General features: G+C 60.4%; 18 protein-coding genes. 8 read left to right on the top strand and 10 right to left on the bottom strand.

All coding sequences use genetic code 11. The features are described 5' to 3' along the window. Nucleotides 1–87: 87 nt before the first annotated feature. Genes nth through dapB form a run of 3 tightly spaced genes read right to left on the bottom strand, consistent with a single transcriptional unit; the run spans nt 88 to nt 2689 of the window. Complete coding sequence (gene nth, locus OOZ52_RS05790; RefSeq protein ID WP_274697554.1) at nt 88–741, bottom strand: endonuclease III; 654 nt, start codon at nt 739–741, stop codon at nt 88–90. A 10-nt stretch (nt 742–751) separates the two neighbouring features. Further along, nucleotides 752–1930 (bottom strand): M48 family metallopeptidase, encoded by a 1179-nt coding sequence (locus OOZ52_RS05785; protein WP_274697553.1) that lies wholly within the window; start codon nt 1928–1930, stop codon nt 752–754. Nucleotides 1931–1960: 30 nt separating this feature from the next. Beyond that, nucleotides 1961–2689 carry a 4-hydroxy-tetrahydrodipicolinate reductase gene (gene dapB / locus OOZ52_RS05780; RefSeq protein ID WP_274697552.1) on the bottom strand — a complete coding sequence of 243 codons (729 nt, stop codon included), beginning with the start codon at nt 2687–2689 and terminating at the stop codon, nt 1961–1963. 124 nt (nt 2690–2813) lie between these two features. On the opposite strand from dapB, the gene OOZ52_RS05775 reads away from it, so the two are divergent. Both OOZ52_RS05775 and OOZ52_RS05770 read left to right on the top strand, forming a co-directional pair. Further along, a complete protein-coding gene (locus tag OOZ52_RS05775; RefSeq protein WP_274697551.1) occupies nt 2814–3509 on the top strand; it encodes an NAD-dependent deacylase in 696 nt (231 codons plus the stop codon). Between the two features lie 80 nt (nt 3510–3589). Continuing rightward, the gene (locus tag OOZ52_RS05770; RefSeq protein WP_274697550.1) at nt 3590–4597 is read left to right on the top strand and encodes an alpha/beta hydrolase family protein; all 1008 of its coding nucleotides are present in this window, start codon (nt 3590–3592) and stop codon (nt 4595–4597) included. Here OOZ52_RS05770 and OOZ52_RS05765 read toward each other — a convergent pair. The 4 genes from OOZ52_RS05765 to mutM form a co-directional block, all read right to left on the bottom strand. Continuing rightward, entirely contained in the window at nt 4586–5371 is a 786-nt protein-coding gene (locus OOZ52_RS05765; protein WP_274697549.1) for a HesA/MoeB/ThiF family protein, read from the bottom strand. The two genes, OOZ52_RS05770 and OOZ52_RS05765, sit on opposite strands and share 12 nt — an antisense overlap. 173 nt (nt 5372–5544) lie before the next feature. Next, nucleotides 5545–6948: a chromosomal replication initiator protein DnaA gene (gene dnaA / locus OOZ52_RS05760; protein ID WP_342454936.1), complete on the bottom strand. Its 1404-nt coding sequence runs from the start codon at nt 6946–6948 to the stop codon at nt 5545–5547. Nucleotides 6949–7466: 518 nt separating this feature from the next. Further along, a complete protein-coding gene (gene rpsT, locus OOZ52_RS05755) occupies nt 7467–7727 on the bottom strand; it encodes a 30S ribosomal protein S20 (RefSeq protein WP_274697548.1) in 261 nt (86 codons plus the stop codon). A 128-nt stretch (nt 7728–7855) separates the two neighbouring features. Beyond that, nucleotides 7856–8671, bottom strand: coding sequence for a bifunctional DNA-formamidopyrimidine glycosylase/DNA-(apurinic or apyrimidinic site) lyase (mutM, locus tag OOZ52_RS05750; RefSeq protein WP_274697547.1), 816 nt, complete (start codon nt 8669–8671; stop codon nt 7856–7858). A 56-nt stretch (nt 8672–8727) separates the two neighbouring features. On the opposite strand from mutM, the gene OOZ52_RS05745 reads away from it, so the two are divergent. The 6 genes from OOZ52_RS05745 to dut are packed head-to-tail and all read left to right on the top strand — an operon-like array spanning nt 8728 to nt 15505. Continuing rightward, nucleotides 8728–9459: a class I SAM-dependent methyltransferase gene (locus OOZ52_RS05745; protein WP_274697546.1), complete on the top strand. Its 732-nt coding sequence runs from the start codon at nt 8728–8730 to the stop codon at nt 9457–9459. A 3-nt stretch (nt 9460–9462) separates the two neighbouring features. Then, complete coding sequence (gene ubiB / locus OOZ52_RS05740) at nt 9463–11019, top strand: 2-polyprenylphenol 6-hydroxylase (RefSeq protein WP_274697545.1); 1557 nt, start codon at nt 9463–9465, stop codon at nt 11017–11019. A 53-nt stretch (nt 11020–11072) separates the two neighbouring features. Next, entirely contained in the window at nt 11073–12128 is a 1056-nt protein-coding gene (locus OOZ52_RS05735; protein WP_274697544.1) for a hypothetical protein, read from the top strand. A gap of 40 nt (nt 12129–12168) precedes the next feature. After that, nucleotides 12169–13272, top strand: a complete 1104-nt coding sequence (locus tag OOZ52_RS05730) for a hypothetical protein (RefSeq protein ID WP_274697543.1) — start codon at nt 12169–12171, stop codon at nt 13270–13272. Nucleotides 13273–13320: 48 nt separating this feature from the next. After that, entirely contained in the window at nt 13321–15054 is a 1734-nt protein-coding gene (locus OOZ52_RS05725; RefSeq protein WP_274697783.1) for a bifunctional phosphopantothenoylcysteine decarboxylase/phosphopantothenate synthase, read from the top strand. After that, complete coding sequence (gene dut / locus OOZ52_RS05720) at nt 15047–15505, top strand: dUTP diphosphatase (RefSeq protein WP_274697542.1); 459 nt, start codon at nt 15047–15049, stop codon at nt 15503–15505. The genes OOZ52_RS05725 and dut overlap by 8 nt, the downstream gene beginning before the upstream one ends. 63 nt (nt 15506–15568) lie before the next feature. On the opposite strand, the gene OOZ52_RS05715 is transcribed toward dut, so the two are convergent. From OOZ52_RS05715 to murJ, 3 genes are all read right to left on the bottom strand, one after another. Beyond that, nucleotides 15569–16261: a DUF4136 domain-containing protein gene (locus tag OOZ52_RS05715; protein ID WP_274697541.1), complete on the bottom strand. Its 693-nt coding sequence runs from the start codon at nt 16259–16261 to the stop codon at nt 15569–15571. A gap of 151 nt (nt 16262–16412) precedes the next feature. After that, a complete protein-coding gene (gene trpS / locus OOZ52_RS05710; RefSeq protein ID WP_274697540.1) occupies nt 16413–17441 on the bottom strand; it encodes a tryptophan--tRNA ligase in 1029 nt (342 codons plus the stop codon). After that, complete coding sequence (gene murJ / locus OOZ52_RS05705; protein ID WP_274697539.1) at nt 17438–19021, bottom strand: murein biosynthesis integral membrane protein MurJ; 1584 nt, start codon at nt 19019–19021, stop codon at nt 17438–17440. The genes trpS and murJ overlap by 4 nt, the downstream gene beginning before the upstream one ends. Between the last annotated feature and the right edge of the window lie 15 nt (nt 19022–19036).

Genomic DNA, 19036 nt, shown 5'->3' with positions numbered 1-19036 from the left:
TATAAAGAAGGCAGATGCACCCGACATCCTGCCAGACTATCGCAGGATGTTTAATGTGTGCCTAAGGGTATAAACGAAGGCGCATGCTCATTTTCGGCCCTTGGGCTTTTCCAGTACCTTTTTCCTGAAGCTGCACAGGTCCACCAGATCACACCGCCAGCATTCGGGCGTTCGTGCCTTGCAGGTGTAGCGGCCGTGCAGGATCAGCCAGTGATGGGCATGCAGGCGAAAGGGCTGGGGGACGCGCTTTTCCAGCTTTGCTTCGACCTGCTCGGGCGTCTTACCCTTCGCTAGCCCCGTCCGGTTACCGACACGCAGGATATGCGTATCGACCGCAAAGGTTTCTTGTTTAAACCAGCAGTTGAGCACGACGTTGGCGGTCTTGCGACCCACGCCGGGCAGGCGGACGAGATCCTCGCGCGTGTCGGGGACCTCGCCGCCATATTCGTCGACAAGAAGCTGACTGAGCGCGATGACGTTCTTCGCCTTGGAATTGAACAGGCCGATCGTCTTGATGTGTCCGGTCAGCTCCTCCAGCCCCATGTCGAGCATCTGCTGCGGCGTTTCGACCTTGGCGAACAGCGCACGCGTCGCCTTGTTCACACCAACGTCTGTTGCCTGCGCGGATAGCGCGACCGCGACCACGAGCTGGTAGGCATTGCCATATTCCAGCTCGGTCTCCGGTTCCGGATTGTCTTCTGCAAGACGCCGGAAAAATTCGAAGATCTGGTCTTTGGTCATCGTTCCCGGATCACTCGGCAGCGCCCTGATCGCGGTCCGGGTTGGCTGCCTTCCAGTCCATTGCCGCACGCACGCGGTTCTCGACCGTGGGGTGGGTGTAGAAGAGAGTTTCTTCAACCGGCCCCGCGAGAGGGTAGCGATATTCGGCGGTCTTGATCAGCGCGCTGGCCATGGCATCGGGCAGGCCGACATGCTCCATCGAATAGGCATCCGCCTCGGTCTCACCCACGCGGGTAAGCGTGTTCATCGCCGGCTGCGAGAGCGCGGAGAACAGACCGATCACGAAGATGAAAACCGGCATGCTGCGCGGATCGGCTATCTCTGCATCGGTACCGAACAGACGGGCAAACCACGGATAGGCTCGAGCGGTAAGGAACAGTACTGCCATCGCCAGCAGGCTGATGACCAAAACGGTGCGCCAGATATGGCCCAATACGTAATGGCCGATTTCATGTCCGGTCACGGCTTTTACCTCGTCGAGCGAAGCTTCACCCATCGCAACGTCGGAAATGGCGATCCGTGCGGTGCTGCCGACGCCCGAGACATTGGCAGTGAAATTGTTTGACTGGCGCGAACCGTCGAACATGAAAACGCGATCTTCCGGCACGCCTGCATCGGCCGCCAGTTCCATCACCGCATCGTGCACTTCGCCTTCAGGGATCGGTTCGTAATCGTTGAAGATCGGCTCGATAACCGACGGAGAAATCAGCAACATGAAAGCTGTGATAACCGCCAGGAATGCGCCGCCCCATGCCCACCACATTCGGCCGGCCAGGCGAAGCAGCGTATAGATGCCGAGCAGGAACAGTCCGCCGACTACAGCGCCCATGACCAGTGAAATAGCGCCCTGAGCCAAGAAATCGCCCAGCGGTTGGCTGGTCCGGCCATACTGTGTCTCGCGCCACCATTCGGTGTATATGTCCCACGGAAGCGCGATTAGCGAGCTGACGATAAGAAAGACAACAGCGACCAGAAAGGTCTGCAACAGGCGCCTTCCTTCTTTGGGATAGGCGGCAACCTTGTCCAGCACACCACTTCTGACAATCAGCCATGTCACCAGTGCGGAAACCAGTAGCCCCCCAAGAATTAGCCAGTGATTACCCGTCGTATAGTCTCTTGCCAGCGCCAGTTCTTCTGCGCTGAGCGTATCGATATAGGCCTGCGTCGCGGCCGCCGGATCGAATGTCATCCTGTTATCCCTTCCAAAGGATTTGCCCCGTCAAATCCCAAGCACATCTTCCATGGTGTATCGTCCAGCTTCTCGCCCAATGAGCCATGCCGCTCCACGAACAGCGCCGCGGGCAAAGATCATGCGGTTCTCCGCCGAGTGTGACAGCGTGATGCGCTCCTGCTCCCCGGCAAAGATGACACTATGATCTCCGGCAACGGTCCCGCCGCGCAGGGCAGCAAAGCCGATGGCCCCACGCTCGCGTGCCCCGGTGTGCCCGTCGCGCCCGCTTTCGCTGTTCGCCGAAAGCTCGACGTTGCGTGCTTTTGCTGCGGCTTCACCCAACAAAAGTGCGGTGCCCGATGGAGCATCGACTTTCATCCGGTGGTGCATCTCCAGCACCTCGATATCCCAGTCATCGCTGAGCCGGGCGGCGGCCTCCTTCACGAGATGTGCGAGTAATGTAACGCCAAGCGAGGTGTTGCCGGTCTGCAGTACTGGAATGTCTTTTCCGGCTTCATTGATTGCTTCGTGGTGCGAGTCTACCAGCCCGGTTGTGCCGATCAACAGGGGTACACCTGCGTCGCATGCGGCCTGAAGGTTCGCGGAAAGTGCACCTGGCGCGGAAAAATCGACCAGGACATCGCTTTGCTTGGCGAGGTCGAAGGCTTGCTCGTCGCGATCAACGCCGCCTGCCATGGTGTGCTCGCTGTCCTCAAGCACGGAAGCAATCGCCAACCCCATGCGTCCTTCGCTGCCGATGATCCCGATTCTCGCCAAATCAACCTCGCTATCCTGTCATGCCGAACTTGTTTCAGCATCCGTCGTGCCTCACACACAAGTCTGCACAATCTGAGAGATGGACCCTGAAACAAGTTCAGGGTGACGACAAGAGAGGTCGCGCGTGAACACCAACAATATCGTGATCCTGACAGGAGCCGGAATTTCTGCCGAAAGCGGCCTCAAGACCTTCCGCGCGGAGGACGGTCTGTGGGAAAATCACCCGGTAGAGGAAGTCGCCACGCCCGAAGGTTTTGCCCGCGATCCCGATCTCGTCCAGCGCTTCTATGACGAGCGGCGCGCGAACATTCTCGCCGCACAGCCCAATCCCGCGCATGAGGCACTGGCGCGGCTGGATGCCAGTTGGGATGGCGAACTGCTACTCGTCACGCAGAACATAGATGATCTGCATGAGCGGTGCGGAGCGAAACGCGTGCTGCATATGCACGGCGAGGGGCTGAGCGTTTGGTGTCAGAGCTGCGATGCGCGCCATTACTGGACCGGTACTTTACGTGATGGCCCTGCCTGCCCCGTATGTGGCGAAGTGGCGATGCGTCCCGACATCGTGTGGTTCGGCGAAATGCCCTATGAGATGGAGCGGATCTTTGAAGCCATTTCCCGCTGCGACCTGTTCGTCAGCATCGGTACCAGCGGCGCAGTCTATCCCGCGGCGGGTTTTGTGCAGGAAGCGAATCGCGCAGGTGCACGGACGCTGGAACTCAATCTGGAGCGCAGCGCAGGCTCGCATTTCTTCGATGAGACACGGCTCGGCCCAGCGAGCGAACTGGTGCCCGAGTGGGTGGGGGAAGTAATCGATTGACCGACATGCAGGGTCAAGGCAGAGCAAGCGGCGGGGCATCTAATACTGACTGCGGCCATAACCGTAGGAAGAGAGGTATTATGCGGCTTTTTCTGGTGCTTGCGGCGCTGTTGCTTTCCCATCCGGTACAGGCAACCGAGGCTATCACTGCTGACGATTTCGACCATTTCAGCGCACGGGATCCTGCGATGGGTGAGGTGACTTGGCATCTCGACAATGCCAACGTCGAAACACGTGGGGATCTAGTTGTCTGGTTGCCTGGTTCCGGCGCATTCCCGCATTTCCAGAGTTTCGACGATGGCAGTGCCGGGTATTCGTTTCCACGGGAACTGTTCGCGTTCCGTGAAGATGCACACTTCATGCTGATCGATAAACCGGGCCTGCCATTCTTAGCCGACATGATCTTCGATGAAGAGCGCGGGCGCCCCGTGCAACTGGACTCGCCGGATTATCGGGCAGGCATCGAACTTCATAATCTTGTGGAGCGTAGTGCTTTTGCAATAGCCCAGGCGAAGCGTGCTTACCCGGATCGATTTGATCGCGTGATTGTGATTGGTGGTTCCGAAGGTGCGCAATACGTCTTCGCGCTAGCTCGCCTCGTTAATGCCGACAAAGCTGTGGGCTGGGGCGGTCTCGCCTTGCCGCAGTATTTCGATTTTGTGCTCGAGCAGAGACTGATGGCCGAGCGTGGCGAGATCACCCGTGAAGAAGCGCAGAGCAATGTTGAAGACATCTTGGGAGAGATTGCTTCGGTGCATGCCGATCCAACTTCGATCACGCCCGGCTTTTATGGCGAGGCCAACCGTCGATGGTCTAGCTTTGGTCCATACGCCGCCATCGATGACATGCTCGCTCTGGATATCCCGTTGCTACTTGTACAGGGTGGTGCAGACAGGGCCGCGCCGATCATGAATACCGATTTTGCTGCCATCATGTTTGCAGCAAATGGACGGACGAATTTGGATTACTGGGTTTACCCCGAAGCTGACCATTTCATGCGCACTCGCGATCCGGCCAATCCTGCGCAATCGGTTTCCATTGCGCCGGAAGTGTGGGCCAGGATTTGGGAATGGGTTTCAGCCGCCTGAGCATTCCCGACACACCGGGTCCTTAGCAATCGTGATCGGCCGCATGCCGGGTTTCATGCCGTCCATCAGGTGGAGCTTGCCCCACCCGGGATCGCCCATGCTGCTCACATTGCTCACCAAGATGCGGACTGCCTGCATCGCGGCGAAAGTGCCGACCCAGCCGACCATTGCACCCAGAATGCCGTCTTCGGCGCAGGTGTCGCAATCTTCCGCGTCGAACGCATCGCCGACGAAGCATCGGTAGCAGGGCTCGCTTTCGAGATGGCCCTGAAAGGCGGCCACTTGGCCCTGAAAGCGGCCGACAGCAGCCGAAAGCAAGGGGATGCGCGCGGCAACGCAGGCATCGGAAACCGCAAGACGGGTAGCGAAATTGTCGGTCCCGTCGATCACCAGATCGGCCCCTGCAATCAGCGATTGCGCATTGCTTGCATCAATCCGCTTGTCGTGAATTTCAACGCTCAGCTTATCGTCAAAGTTGGCGAGCCAGCGGCGCGCGGAGACGGCCTTGCCGTGACCGATATCGCGCGTGGTGTAGATCGTCTGGCGCTGCAGGTTGCTCGCCTCGACATCGCCATCATCGACCAGCGTGAAGCGTCCGATGCCTGCGCCCGCCAGATACTGCAGGACCGGCGCACCGATTCCCCCGAGGCCGATTATCGCGACATGGCTTCGGGCCAAGGCCATCTGTCCGGCACCGCCAAGTTCTGGCAACACGATATGCCGCGCAAACCGGGCGAGGCGCTCTTCAGATAGCGGGTGTGGATGATCGCTCATGCAGCGCGTCTAGTCCCAATTATCGCTCAGGACCAGTGCGTGGACAACTATGTGGAAAGGCGGTGCACATACTGTGAACTTCGGGCATAGCCTGTGACTATCCCGTGCAAATCATGTTGGTGGGTTGTGGTCCGGCGACGCGGTTCGATCCGCGCCACCGGTAGCTTGTCCATTCAGCTTTCGAGCTGTCTCAACAGGCTGCGCACATCGCCGTCCATATCGGCATCGCGCTCGCGCAGGTCTTCGATCAGGCGCACGGCGTGGATCACGGTCGAGTGATCGCGGCCACCGAACTTACGCCCGATTTCGGGATAACTGCGCGGGGTTAGGACCTTCGCCAGATACATCGCCACCTGGCGCGGACGAACCACGGCACGCGCACGGCGCTTGCTGCTCATCTCGCTGCGGTCGATGCGGTAGAACTGGCAAACCGTGCGCTGGATCTCGTCGATCGTGATACGGCGGCGATTGGCCGACAGGATATCGGTTAACTGCTCTTCGGCGAGCTGTAACGATACTTCCTGCCCCGTCAGTTGGGCATAGGCGATCAGCTTGTTCAGGCCGCCCACCAGTTCACGCACATTGCGGCTGACGGTGCGGGCGAGGAAGTCGATCACGTCTTCGGGCACTTCCAGCGGAGCAAAGCGGGTGAGCTTCGATTCGAGGATCGCCCGGCGCAGCTCGATATCGGCGGGCTGGATGTCTGCCACCAGGCCCATCGACAGGCGTGAAAGCAGGCGCGGTTCGACACCGTCGAGAGCCTGCGGTGCGCGGTCGGCGGCAAACACGAGGCGCTTGCCCTCAGCCAGCAGCGCGTCGATCGTGTAGAGCAGCTCTTCCTGTGCGGCGGCCTTGCCGATGATGAACTGGATATCGTCCACCAGCAGCAGGTCGAAAGCGCGCAGGCGAGCCTTGAATTCGATCATCTCGTTCGACTTCAGCGCCTGGACAAACTCGACCATGAAGCGCTCTGCCGAGCAGTAGAAGATGCGCGCCCGCGGGAAGGCCTGCAGGTAGCTGTGGCCGATGGCGTGCAGCAAGTGTGTCTTGCCCTGGCCGGTGGCGGCCTTGAGATAGAGCGGGCTGAACTGCGGCTTCTCGGCCTTGGCCATACGCTCCGCAGCATTCTTGGCGAGCACGTTGGTGCTGCCGGTTACGAATGCGGCGAAGGTTTGGCTCGGGTCGAGACCGACCGAGCTGGTGAAGCCGTCATCGCCAATGGATTCCATCGCCAGCGTTGCATCGTTTGCCGCGCGGTGGCCAAAGCCATCGTCCCCGCGCAGGCTGAAATCGGCAATCTTGCGGCGGCCCGGGTGCACTTCGATTTTTACGTGGCGCACTTCACCGCGGGCAATCTTCCAAGCGAGCGACAGACGATCATGATAGCGATCGCGTACCCAGTTGGCAGAAAACTCGGTCGGCAGGAAAAGCTGCAGCGTGCCCGTTTCCTTGTCGATCTTGCCGAGCTGGATCGGCTTGATCCACTGCGTGAAAAGCTGGTGACCAAGATCCTTGCGGAGGCCCTGGCTGATGTCTGACCAATCGGCTGCCAGGTCCACTGCTTCTTGATCTTCCATATTGTCCTCTGATGCCTCTTGTTTGGTCGCTGCTGACCGGCCGCTGTGCGGTCCCATCACAATCATCGCCTGAACCCAATCCCTTAATTTTTGCCTTGTTAGGCAGCCCCATCCTCTCACCGATTGAAGGCAAAACTTCCCCCCTCCCGCGAACCGTCATATGGTCACAGGATGCCCCCGGTCGATGTCTCAATGTTTGATGGCCGCGCACTGATGAATCGCGTCCACAACCCTGTTATGAACGTCCTGCGGATTGGCACAAGGGTATGATGACGAATTTATTAAAATTTTGGTTCTTGACTCGCCGCAAACCCGCAGACTTCCGTTCAAGTAATTGGTTTTACGCAAGAACCATGTGACAGTTCTGCGAATCGTAGGATTTCCGCCATTCTCGTCGCGAGCTATAGCTGCACTTCGCGGCTGCACAAAAAAGAGGCCCGGGGATAAGCCGGGCCTCGTTCCGAATTCGTTCCGTTTTTCGAGGTCGGGTCAGCGTATTTGGCGACCCGATCTGCGAATCAGAGAGCAGCGACTCGCTTGCTCAGACGGCTCATTTTACGAGCCGCAGTGTTCTTGTGCATCACGCCGCGTGCAACACCGCGAGCGATCTCCGGCTGTGCAGCCAGCAGGGCTTCCTGCGCAGCCTTCTTGTCGCCATCGGTGCAGGCCGTCTCGACCTTCTTCACGAAGCCACGGATGCGGCTCTTGCGGGCACCGTTGATCTCGGCGCGCTTGTTGTTGCGACGAATGCGCTTCTTGGCTTGCGGCGTATTGGCCATGTAAAAATCCTGTTTCTCAGCCGTCCGCGAACGGCCGGTCCATTGTCTCGTTAGAATCGGTAGTTGGACGCAAAAGCGTCTGATCGCGGGCGCACATAATGGGGTGAGTGGGATAGGTCAAGGATTCGCTACGTTTGGCAAACAGGGCAAAACCACGTGCTTCGCCCACCCTGCACGATCCGCCTGATCACACCGCCATCGCCGCGTACGCATGGCTCTCCTTCGTGGCCATAGACCTGAAAGCGCGTGGCGAAGTAACCGAGCTCGCCATCGGGTCGCGCGTAATCTCGAAGTGATGAGCCGCCATCGACGATGGATTGCTCGAGCACCTGCTTGATGGCAGGCACCAGCTTCTCGAGCGCCGGCTTGTAAACCCGGCCACCGGCCTTGCGTGGATGAATGCCAGCCCGGAACAGCGCCTCGCACACATATATATTGCCTAGGCCTGCCACCACGTGCTGGTCGAGCAGCAGCAGTTTGATCGCCTGCTTGCGGCCTTTGATGGCGGCGCGCAGGTGATCCACGGTAAACGCATCGCCCAAAGGCTCAGGTCCCATCGCTGCGAAGGCAGGCCACTGATCTAGGGCAGGCGTATCGACCAGATCGACATAGCCAAAGCGGCGAGGATCGTTGAGCGCGAAGCGGTTCTGCGCGGTCTCTATGACAAGGTGATCGTGCTTGTCGTCCGTCCCCGGATCGATCCGCCAGCGGCCGCTCATGCCGAGATGGAAAATCAGGGTGCTCTCCCGGTCGGTATGGATAAGGCCGTATTTGGCGCGGCGACCAAGGCTGCTGACCCGCGCTCCGGTAAGCGATTGCACCAGCCCTTGCGGAAAGGGAAAGCGCATATCGGGACGGTTGAGCTGTACGCGGGTAATACGCTCGCCCTCCATAAAGCGCTCCAGTCCGCGCACGGTTGTCTCGACTTCTGGAAGTTCCGGCATGGCTACAGCCTTTAACACCCTTTGCCTTGGGCACAATTGCCACTAAGTGGACCGCCATGAGTGATACGGTGTCCTTTGGCTACGAAGACGTAGCCCCCGAAGAGAAGACACAGCGCGTTGGCGGTGTCTTTTCCAATGTCGCGAGCAAGTATGACATCATGAATGATGCCATGTCGGGGGGTATGCACCGGTTGTGGAAGGACCAGTTCGTGCGCCGCGTTAAGCCGCAGCGAGGCGAGGCGATTCTCGATATGGCTGGTGGCACGGGTGATATCGCTTTCCGCATGGCAGAGCACGGCGCGGAAATCGTGGTTGCCGATATCAATCAGGACATGCTCGACGTTGGTATCGAGCGCGCGATGGATCGTGGAATTGATGGCTTGTCATGGTCGTGCCAGAATGCCGAAGAGCTGAGCTATCCTGATCGCCAGTTTGATGCCTACACCATCGTGTTTGGCATCCGGAACGTAACCTACATCGACAAGGCATTGCAGGAAGCACATCGCGTGCTGAAATTCGGCGGACGGTTCTTCTGCATGGAATTCAGCAGCACCGAATGGAGCGGCTTCAAAGAAGTCTACGATCTCTATTCGCACAAGCTGATGCCGCAGATCGGCAAGGCAATCGCGAACGACGAGGACAGCTATCGCTACCTTGCCGAGAGCATTCGCCGCTTCCCGAAACCTGCCAAGTTTGAGGCAATGATCAAGAGTGCCGGTTTCGCGCACACGAAGGTAGAGCAGATCTTGGGCGGCGCGGTGAACATCCATTCGGGCTGGAAGATTTAACGCGTGACGCGCCCTTCAACGCATATCTGGCGGCTCTTGAAATGGGGCCGGACCCTGGCGAAGCACGGTGCGCTGCGCGGGATCGAGCGCGATCCCAACACGCCTGCGCCGGTAAAGCGACTGATCCGGCTTGCGCGGTTTGGAACATTCCAGCCATCCGAACCCGACTATGCCGGCGCATTCCGTGCGGTCGGTCCGGCAGCGATCAAGCTTGGCCAGTCGCTAGCCACGCGGCCTGACCTTGTCGGGGATGAGGCAGCGCAGAACCTTCTCAGCCTGCAGGACAATCTGCCGCCGGTGCCTTTTGCGCAGATCAAGCAGCAGATTGAACTCAGCTTCGAGAGGCCGCTCGAAGAGCTGTTCAGCGAAGTCGATCCCGAACCGGTAGGCGCGGCGAGCATCGCGCAGGTGCATCGCGGAGTCACCACGGACGGTAAGCAGGTCGCCATCAAAGTGCTGCGCCCGGGCATTCGCGAGAAATTTGCGGAAGACATCGCGACCTACGAATGGGCCGCCGCACATGTCGAAGCGATGGGTGGAGAGGCCGCGCGCCTGCGCCCGCGGTTGACGATTGCCAATTTCAAGCGTTGGACCAATCGGGAGCTCGACCTGCGGCGCGAGGCTGCCTCTGCATCCGAGCTGGCGGAAACGATGCGCGGTGTCGAAGGCTATCATATCCCGGATATCGACTGGGATCGCACCAATGGCCGGGTGATGACCATCGAATGGGTCGATGGCGTGAAGATTTCAAATCGTGAAGCTCTCGTTGAAGCCGGACACGACCTGCCCGAACTAGCCAATCGCCTTGTGCTGGCTTTCCTGACGCAGGCGATTGCTGGCGGGTTCTTCCATGCGGACATGCACCAAGGGAACTTGTTCGTGAAGGATGATGGCACCATCGTTGCCATCGATTTCGGGATCATGGGGCGTATCAACACGCAGGCGCGCCAATGGCTGGCTGAGATCCTATACGGTCTCATCACCGGCAATTACAAACGCGTCGCCGAGATCCATTTCGAAGCGCAATATGTGCCCAGCTATCATGATGTCGGCGAATTCGCGACGGCGCTGCGTGCGGTCGGCGAACCGATGCGCGGCAAGCCGGTGAGCGAACTTTCGGTTGGCCAAATGCTCGACGGGCTGTTCGCCATCACCCGCGATTTCGACATGCAGACCCAGCCGCACCTGCTGCTGCTGCAAAAGACCATGGTGATGGTCGAGGGGATCGCCACCCAGCTCAATCCCGCGATCAACATGTGGGAGACCTCTGCTCCCTATGTCCGCAACTGGATGCGTGACGAGCTGGGTCCTGAAGCCGCGATTGCCGACCGCATTCGCGAGGATGGCGAAACTCTCCTGCGCATTCCCAGGCTGGTTCGCCGACTGGAAGAGCAGTTTCCCCCGAAAGGTGGCGCTCCCGATCAGCCTCCGCTTGATGATGTGGAGCTGATATGGGAACGCCGTGAACGCAGAGGGCGCGGCTGGCTGGGCTATGTTCTGGCGGCGCTTATCGGGGGCGCATTGGTTTTCGGGGGCATTGAAACAGGGTGGTTGGGCTAAGGTCACGTTCGAAGGAGTGGGACAGGTTCGCGCATTGGGCGCCGGGTGCCGCAATGCTGGTGCTTGTCCTGACGTTCGCCATACTGGTCGCGGCGGCGCTGACCGCGCGCGATACGCAGGCCGACATTCCTGTAACATCGCCCAATAGTGCCGAGCCCGTAGTCCTGGCCGAAGAGAGTGCAACGAACGGCCCTGAACGCGACACCGATCTCCAGCTCTATGATGCCATCGCAGAGCGTGTGGCAGCCGGTGAGAGCTATTATGAAGTCGCGGTAGAAGAGCAGCGCGCGCGTGATTTTCCAGTCCGTCCCGGGCTGGCGGTGCGCTTGCCGACGCTCGTCTACGTCACCGCGCTTTTGGGCGAATGGGGGATGATTGTCCTCGCGGTGGCACTGGCTATTGCGACCATTGTCGCATGGCATTTCCGCTTGCGGGACGAGCCCGGCGGTCCCGGGCGTCTGCGATACCTGTTGCTGCTCCTGATCATCGGTGCGGTGAGCGGTTTCAAACCGCAGTATCTCGCTCTGCATGAAGTCTGGGCGGGTATGCTGATTGCGCTCTCGATCGGGCTTTACCGACCGGATCGCTGGGGCTGGGCGTTGCTGGCAGGAATACTGGCGCTGGCCGTGCGCGAGCTGGCGCTGCCATTTATCCTGCTGATGGGCTGGCTCGCCTTGTTGCGTGGAAACCGTGGTGAAGCGGCAGCTTGGCTGGGCGTTGTTCTGCTGTTTGCCGGAGTGCTGACCGCGCATCTGATCGCTGTGTCCGGCGTGACCAGTGAAGCCGATCCCGCGTCGCCAGGATGGATGGCACTGCGCGGCATCGGCGGCTGGACGGCAAACATCGTACTGTCGAGCCCGCTGCACTTGCTGCCGCCTTACGTGGCTGCCCCGCTGGTTCTGCTCCCGCTGCTCGGCTGGGCCGCGTGGCGCAGTTGGTTCGGGGTGACAGGCTTCCTGCTCTGCCTTGGCTACGGAGTTCTCTTCATGATCGCGGGGCGCGACAACAACTTCTACTGGGCGCTGATAGTGATGCCGGTGTGGTTCGTCGGCTATGCCTTTGTCCCGCGCGCGCTTGCCAGCCTGTGGAATTCGGCGCGCGGTCATTGAGGATGGGCTGGTCGCGGTTCACAAGGTCTCCATGAGCATAATGCGCGATCCGATTGGCTGGTGGACGGGGCTGGAGCGCCCCTTCCGCCATCTGCCACGCGGTGTCGCGATCACCGTGTTGGCACTGCTGGTAGCGGCGATGGCGTGGAGCGGTTTCTCCATGGTCCCGGGTGATGAGCCGACCGAGATCCTCGAAATTGCCGATGAAGACCTCGAAGAAGGTGACGGCGATCTCGCGCTCTACGAACGGATTTCGGATCGCGTGATCGCGGGCGAGAACTACTACGCTGCGGCGATGGATGAGCAGCGCGCGGGGAACTATCCGACCAAGCCATTCGTCACCGTGCGTTTGCCCACGCTGGCCATGCTCCATTCTTGGATCGGGAGAGACGCGTTTGGCATCGTGCTGCTGCTGGGGCTGCCCGCGGCAATCTTGCTGCTGATGGCGCAACTTACTGGCAAGGTCGCTCCGTCCGAACGCGTTGGTGCGGGTATTGCGATGCTGTTGGGCGGGGCAGGGCTGATCATTCCCGATGCGCCTCTGATCCATGAGGTCGTGGCGGGGTTACTTTTGTCACTCGCCCTCGCGATCTATCGCCCGGATCGCTGGTGGCCTGCACTCATTTTTGCCGCAATGGCTCTCGCTATCAGAGAAATTGCTGCACCATTCGTGTTGCTCTGGCTGGCTTTCGCGGTGGCTGAAAAGCGCTGGAAGGAGGCTCTGGCGGTTGCCGCGCTGCTCATCACCTTCGCGGTTGGCATGTACCTGCACTATCTCGGCGTGGAGGCGCAGCGCCTGCCCGGTGATGTCGCCTCACAAGGTTGGGACGCACTCGCAGGGCCGATCCTGCCGCTCACTGCGCTCTCTCTGCTGACCATCCTACTGGTCCTTCCGCCGTGGCTCGCGGCGCCGATTGCTATCCTCCCGCTAATGGGGTGGATCGGGATGGGGCACCGCCTCGGCCTGTTCGCTGCGCTGTGGTTTGGCGGCTTCTTCACCGCAATGGCGCTCTTCGCCCGGCCGGAGAACTTCTACTGGGTGCAGCTTACGCTCCCCGTTTACCTCGCCGGACTGGCTCTTGCCCCCCGTGCAATTGCTGATTTACTTGCCTCGGGAAGGGGTAAATCCGAAAGGCATTCTTAACCAAGATTTGCGATGGCGCTCGCTTGGACTACATAACGGGTGAGAACCGTGCTCCAGCAGCGCATCAACAAGGACGGAGAACAGGACATCTCGACCAATCCCCGCATCCTGCTTGTCGTGGGTGGCGGCATTGCCGCTTACAAGAGCTGTGAACTGGTCCGCCTGATCAAGAAAGGCGGGGCCGATGTGTCCTGCGTGCTGACAGAGGGCGGGGCGCAATTCGTCACCCCGATGTCGCTTGCTGCGCTTTCGGGCAATCAGGTTTTTACCACACTGTGGGACCTGAAAAACGAGGCCGAGATCGGCCACATCCAGTTGTCGCGGGAGGCTGACCTTGTTGTCGTATGCCCCGCCACGGCAGACCTGCTTGCCAAGATGGCCGCGGGCATTGCCGATGATCTTGCCACGACCATGCTGCTCGCCACGAATACGCCGGTGATGACCGTGCCGGCGATGAATGTGAAGATGTGGCAGCATGAAGCGACCGTGCGCAACGTGCAGACACTGCGCGATAGCGGTGTGAAGGTGATGGAGCCCGACATGGGCAGCATGGCCTGCGGCGAATTCGGACCCGGCCGCTTGCCTGAACCCGAAGCCGTGTTCCTCGAAATTGCCGATGCGCTGGGGCTCGATGCGGCTGCTGCCAGCAGTAACATCGCCGCCTATCTGGCGCGCCGCAACGATGAAGAGCTGGGCGACGAAGAAGAGGGCGATGGCGGCGGAGGCATGGGCCTTGGCGGTCTGCTGTCCTCGATCATTCCGCGCGCTGCCGCGAAAGAGCAGGACGAGTTCGACGACGAAGAGTTCGCCGATATGGAGCTGCCCGATGGCGTGGTTCCGGGACCCGAGCTGCCCGAACCCGATATGACCGGCGCCGAACATCTCTTCGCCAAGAAGGGCAAGGCGAGCGCGGCTCCGCCGACCGACCGCGAGGCGATCAATCACGAGGTCAACGCCAAGCAAAGCGCTCCGCAGCCGTTTGAAGGCGAGGATGCTGCTGCACCGGTTGCGCCGATGGCCAGGGCACCGTCCAACCCTGTCGATGCTCCGTCCGAAAGCGGGCTTGGCCCGGCGCATGATGAATTCGATCCGCTCGAAGGCCAGCCAGCCTTTGATGACGATCCCAAAAAGCGTCCGCTCTACGGCAAGCACGTTCTGGTTACCGCAGGCCCGACGCATGAGCCGATTGATCCGGTGCGCTATCTCGCCAACCGTTCGAGCGGCAAGCAGGGTTATGCCATTGCCGCTGCTGCTGCTGCCGCAGGGGCCAAGGTCACACTCGTTTCCGGCCCGGTCAATCTGCGCACGCCGCTGGGCGTTGACCGGATTGATGTCGGCAGCGCGCAGGAAATGCAGGATGCAGTGAAGAAGGCGCTTCCCGCCGATGTCGCGATCATGGTGGCTGCAGTCGCCGACTGGAAACCGCGTGACTACATCGACAAGAAAATCAAGAAACGCGGTTCTGCCCCGCCTGCACTGATCCTTGCCGAAAACCCTGACATCTTGGCGGGCGTTGCGGCCAGCACCGACCGGCCAGAGCTGCTGATCGGCTTTGCGGCTGAAACCAACGATGTCGTCGATAACGCGCGCAAGAAGCGCAAGAGCAAGGGTGTGGACTGGATCGTCGCCAATGATGTCTCAGAAGATGTGATGGGCGGGGATGACAACCAGATCCACCTTGTGCGCGAGAACAAGGTCGAGCACTGGGATGAAATGACCAAGCAGGACGTAGCGATGAAGCTCGTCACCCAGATTGCCGAGAGACTGACTGAGGATGCCTGATAAAGTTCCGGTGCAGATCAAGCGCCTGCCACACGGCCACGGCCTCGATTTCCCCGTTTACGCAACGCTGGGCGCTGCCGGTATGGATGTCGTTGCCGCCGAAAGCCTGACGCTCCGCCCCGGCCAGCGCTATGCCGTCGCCACCGGCTTCGCGATTGCCATTCCCGATGGATACGAAGTGCAGGTCCGCCCGCGCTCCGGCCTCGCGCTCAAGCACGGCATTACTTTGCCCAACACACCGGGCACCATCGATTCAGACTATCGCGGCGAGCTGAAGGTGATCCTGATCAACCACGGCGAAGACGATTTCGCCATCGAACGCGGAGACCGCATCGCGCAGCTGGTGCTGGCTCCGGTTACGCTGGCGGCGTGGGAAGAAGTTGACGAACTCAGCGACACCGCCCGCGGTGAAGGCGGCTTCGGTTCGACTGGCGGGCACGGGAAGCTTTAGAGTCGGCAAAGAAAAAGGGCCCCGCGATGGAGGCCCTTTTCATTATCCTAATTGATCCTGCGATCAGTCGCGATCTTCCGGCGCTATCGAGATGCGCACCGTCTCGCCCGAATTGCCCGGGAAGTCGGTGAACATCGCTTCGACCAGGTTCGGCACGAGGTATTGCAGGTTGTTCGAGCGCGAGAGGGCCTGTGCCTGGCCTTCGAACAGGCGCTCACCCGTAGCGTTGTTATCAATCTTCAGATCGATGCCGCTTGTGAATACCGTGTAGCTTACGACATCGCGGCCGCCGAAGAACGGGTCATGCCAGCCATAGCCCCAGCGGCGCGTCGGGACATAGGCCACGCGGGTGCGCCCGCGGCGGTCGCGGTAGAAGACTCGGCGACCGTAACTACGCCATGGGCTAAAAAACGGATCGCGACCGAAACCGGTGGAGCGGACACGCTCGCGGCCATTGTCCACGCCGTAATCGAAACGAACCAGCAGGCTCGCGTCCTCGGCAGAAGCTGCCTGCGCGTAGCCGAGCTGCGCCATCTCTTCCTCTACTTGGTCCGCATAGAGAGCGAACTCGAGACCGCCTGCGAGTGCAGGATCATCAGCGACCACGAAGAAGCTCTGCCCCTGCGGTGCAGGAAGCTGGCTTTCAAAGCGTGATACGTCCGCGCGGAAGGGCGTGGCGCAGGCCGCAACCATCAGCGCGAGCGCCGGAATAGTCGCGAGCTTGAAACCGCGCGTAAGGGATGAGGTGCGAGCCATAGCTAACCTTTCAATCATAGCGCGCGGGGAATCGGTCAATGCGGCCTGTCCCCGGCACGCAGTAATCTTGACGATGAAACGTGCTTTAGCAAGGGCGTGCTGAACCCCGCTTGAACCGTATTATGTAAAGTCTTCTAAAGCACAGAGCGACTTAGGCCGGGCGTCCGCGCACCAGACCAAGCGCTTGGTAGGCCGAATCGAGTGTTGGTGTGGCCAGTTCGCGCGCTTGCAAGGCACCGCGCGCCAGAATGGCGTCGAGCGCTTCGCGATCTTCCTTCAGCTCTACAAAGCGATCGCGGATCGGGCCGAGCTTCGCCACGCACAGATCAGCCATCGCAGGTTTGAACTTGCCAAAGCCCTCACCGCCGAACTCTGCCAGCACCGCATCGGGTGTAGTCTCCGCGAGAGCAGCATAGATGCTGACGAGGTTCAGCGCTTCCGGGCGTTCGGCGAGGCCCGCGACTTCGCTGGGCAGCGGTTCGGGATCGGTCTTCGCCTTCTTGATCTTCTGCGCCATCGTATCGGCATCATCCGTCAGGTTGATGCGGCTCATGTCCGAAGGTTCGGACTTGCTCATCTTCCGCGACCCATCGCGCAGGGACATGATGCGCGCGGCCTCTTCCGGAATGTAGGGCTCGGGCAGGGTAAACACGGGTGCGTCTTCGTTGGCGAAATCGTTGTTGAACTTCTGCGCTATGTCGCGCGCCAGCTCAAGATGCTGCTTCTGGTCTTCACCCACGGGCACGTGCGTTGCCTGATAGATCAGCACGTCAGCGGCCTGCAGCACCGGATAGGTGAACAGAGCGACCGACTGGCCCTCTCGGTTCTTGCCCGCCTTGTCCTTCCACTGCGTCATGCGGTTGAGCCAACCCATGCGCGCGGTGCCGGTCAGCAGCCATTGCAGCTCTGCGTGCTGCGGAACCTGAGCCTGGTTGAACAGCACACACTTGGCCGGATCGAGCCCACAGGCGACAAGCGTGGCGACCATTTCCAGCGTGCTGGCGTGAAGATCAGCCGGATCGTGCGGCATCGAGAGCGCGTGCAGATCGGCAAGGAAGATAAGGCACTGGCCGCCGTTCGCATGCGCCTCGTCCTGCAACTTCACGTAGTTGCGGATGGCGCCGAGGTAATTGCCCAGATGCGGCTTGCCGGTGGGCTGGATGCCGGAAACGACGATCATGATGCTTCGGGTTCTCTCTTCCTGGTGAATGCTTTCAGCTGCTCCCGTCTGACCGCGCCGATCACGAAGGCGACGGTAAAGTAGACGAGAGCGGCACAGCCGACGAGTGCGCCTACTGCCACGAGCCGCGCGAAGAGGCCAGCGGAGTAATAGTCGGCTAGATATCCTTGCATGTAATAGAGCGCGGCACCCATCGCCGCAGCGGCAATCAACTGGCGCGCGATCCGGCCGATCAGGGGCCAGTCGGCACGGTAGTATCCGCGCAGGCGAAGCACGGCGTAAAGGATGCCAGCGTTAAGCCAGGCACCAATAGCTGAAGCCGCCGCGACTCCTTCCACACCAAAGCGCTGGAGGAAGGCCAGGTTGAACCCGATGAATACCGCCAGCGCTGCAAAGGCAGCATAGACGGGCGTTCGCGTGTCCGACCGTGCGTAGAAGCTCGGCACAAGTACTTTCACCAGCACATATGCGGGTAGCCCCATGACCAGCACTGCAAGAATGCCGCCGGACATGGCTGCGTCTTCGGCTGTGAAGCGTCCACCCTCGAAAATGATCGTGATGAAAGGCACTGCGCAAATCGCCAGGGCAATTGCAGCGGGGATCGTCAGCAACATGCCCAGCTCGATCGCGTTGGACTGGATGCGCGCGGCGCCATTGGTGTCATTCGCACCGATGAAACGTGACAGGCTCGGCAGGATCGCGGTCGAGAGGGCAATGCCGATTATGCCGAGCGGAAGCTGGTTCAGCCGGTCGGCGTAGTTCATCCAGCTCACGTTGCTGCCGTCCAGCTGATTGAGGAAATAGACCTGCAGCAGCGTATTGATCTGATATGCGCCGCCGCCAATTGCGGCAGGCAAGGCGATGATGCCGAGGCGCTTCACTTCCGGTGTCAGACGGGGGCGAGTGATCCAGCGCGGCCGGAAACCCTCCTTGTGCGCCCAGTAGATAAGCCACGCGAGCTGCAGCACACCCGCCGCAGGCACGGCCCAGGCGACTATATAGCCCATCGCCTCCACCCCCGAACCGGTGGTCTCGACATAGAGCAGCGTGCCAATCAGCACGAGGTTGAGGATGATGGGGAAGCTCGCTCCGGGCCCGAAGCGGCTTACCGAATTGAGCATGCCTGTCAGCAGCGTCACAATGCTGACAAGGAAGATGTACGGAAACATGATCCGCGCGAAGTCGACCGAATAGTCGAAGCTTGCCGGGTTGACAGGCTTGTCTGCCAGCAGCCAGATCACGCCCGGCATGGCGATCTCGAATATCGCTGTCAGCGCAATCAGGACGGGTACGAAAACGCTGATCACATCCTGCGAGAATGTGCGCGCCGCCTCCATATCCTGCGCGCCGCCTTCTCCGGAATGCAGACGCTTGGAGAACATCGGCACGAAGGCGGCCGAAAATGCGCCCTCGGCAAACAGGCGGCGAAACACGTTCGGAATGATGAGCGCCTGGAACCAGGCGTCGGTGACTTCATTCGCGCCGAGGACGCGGCTGAAGATCATCTCGCGCACCATGCCGGCCACCCGGCTGACCATGGTCAGCGAGCCGATTGTCCCGACATTCTTGAGCAGGCTCATCGTTCAGCCGCCCCC

Source organism: Aurantiacibacter sp. D1-12 (assembly GCF_028858515.1).
Lineage (GTDB): Bacteria > Pseudomonadota > Alphaproteobacteria > Sphingomonadales > Sphingomonadaceae > Alteraurantiacibacter.
The sequence above is the reverse complement of the archived record's forward strand: the minus strand, read 5'-3'. Positions and strand labels throughout refer to the sequence as shown.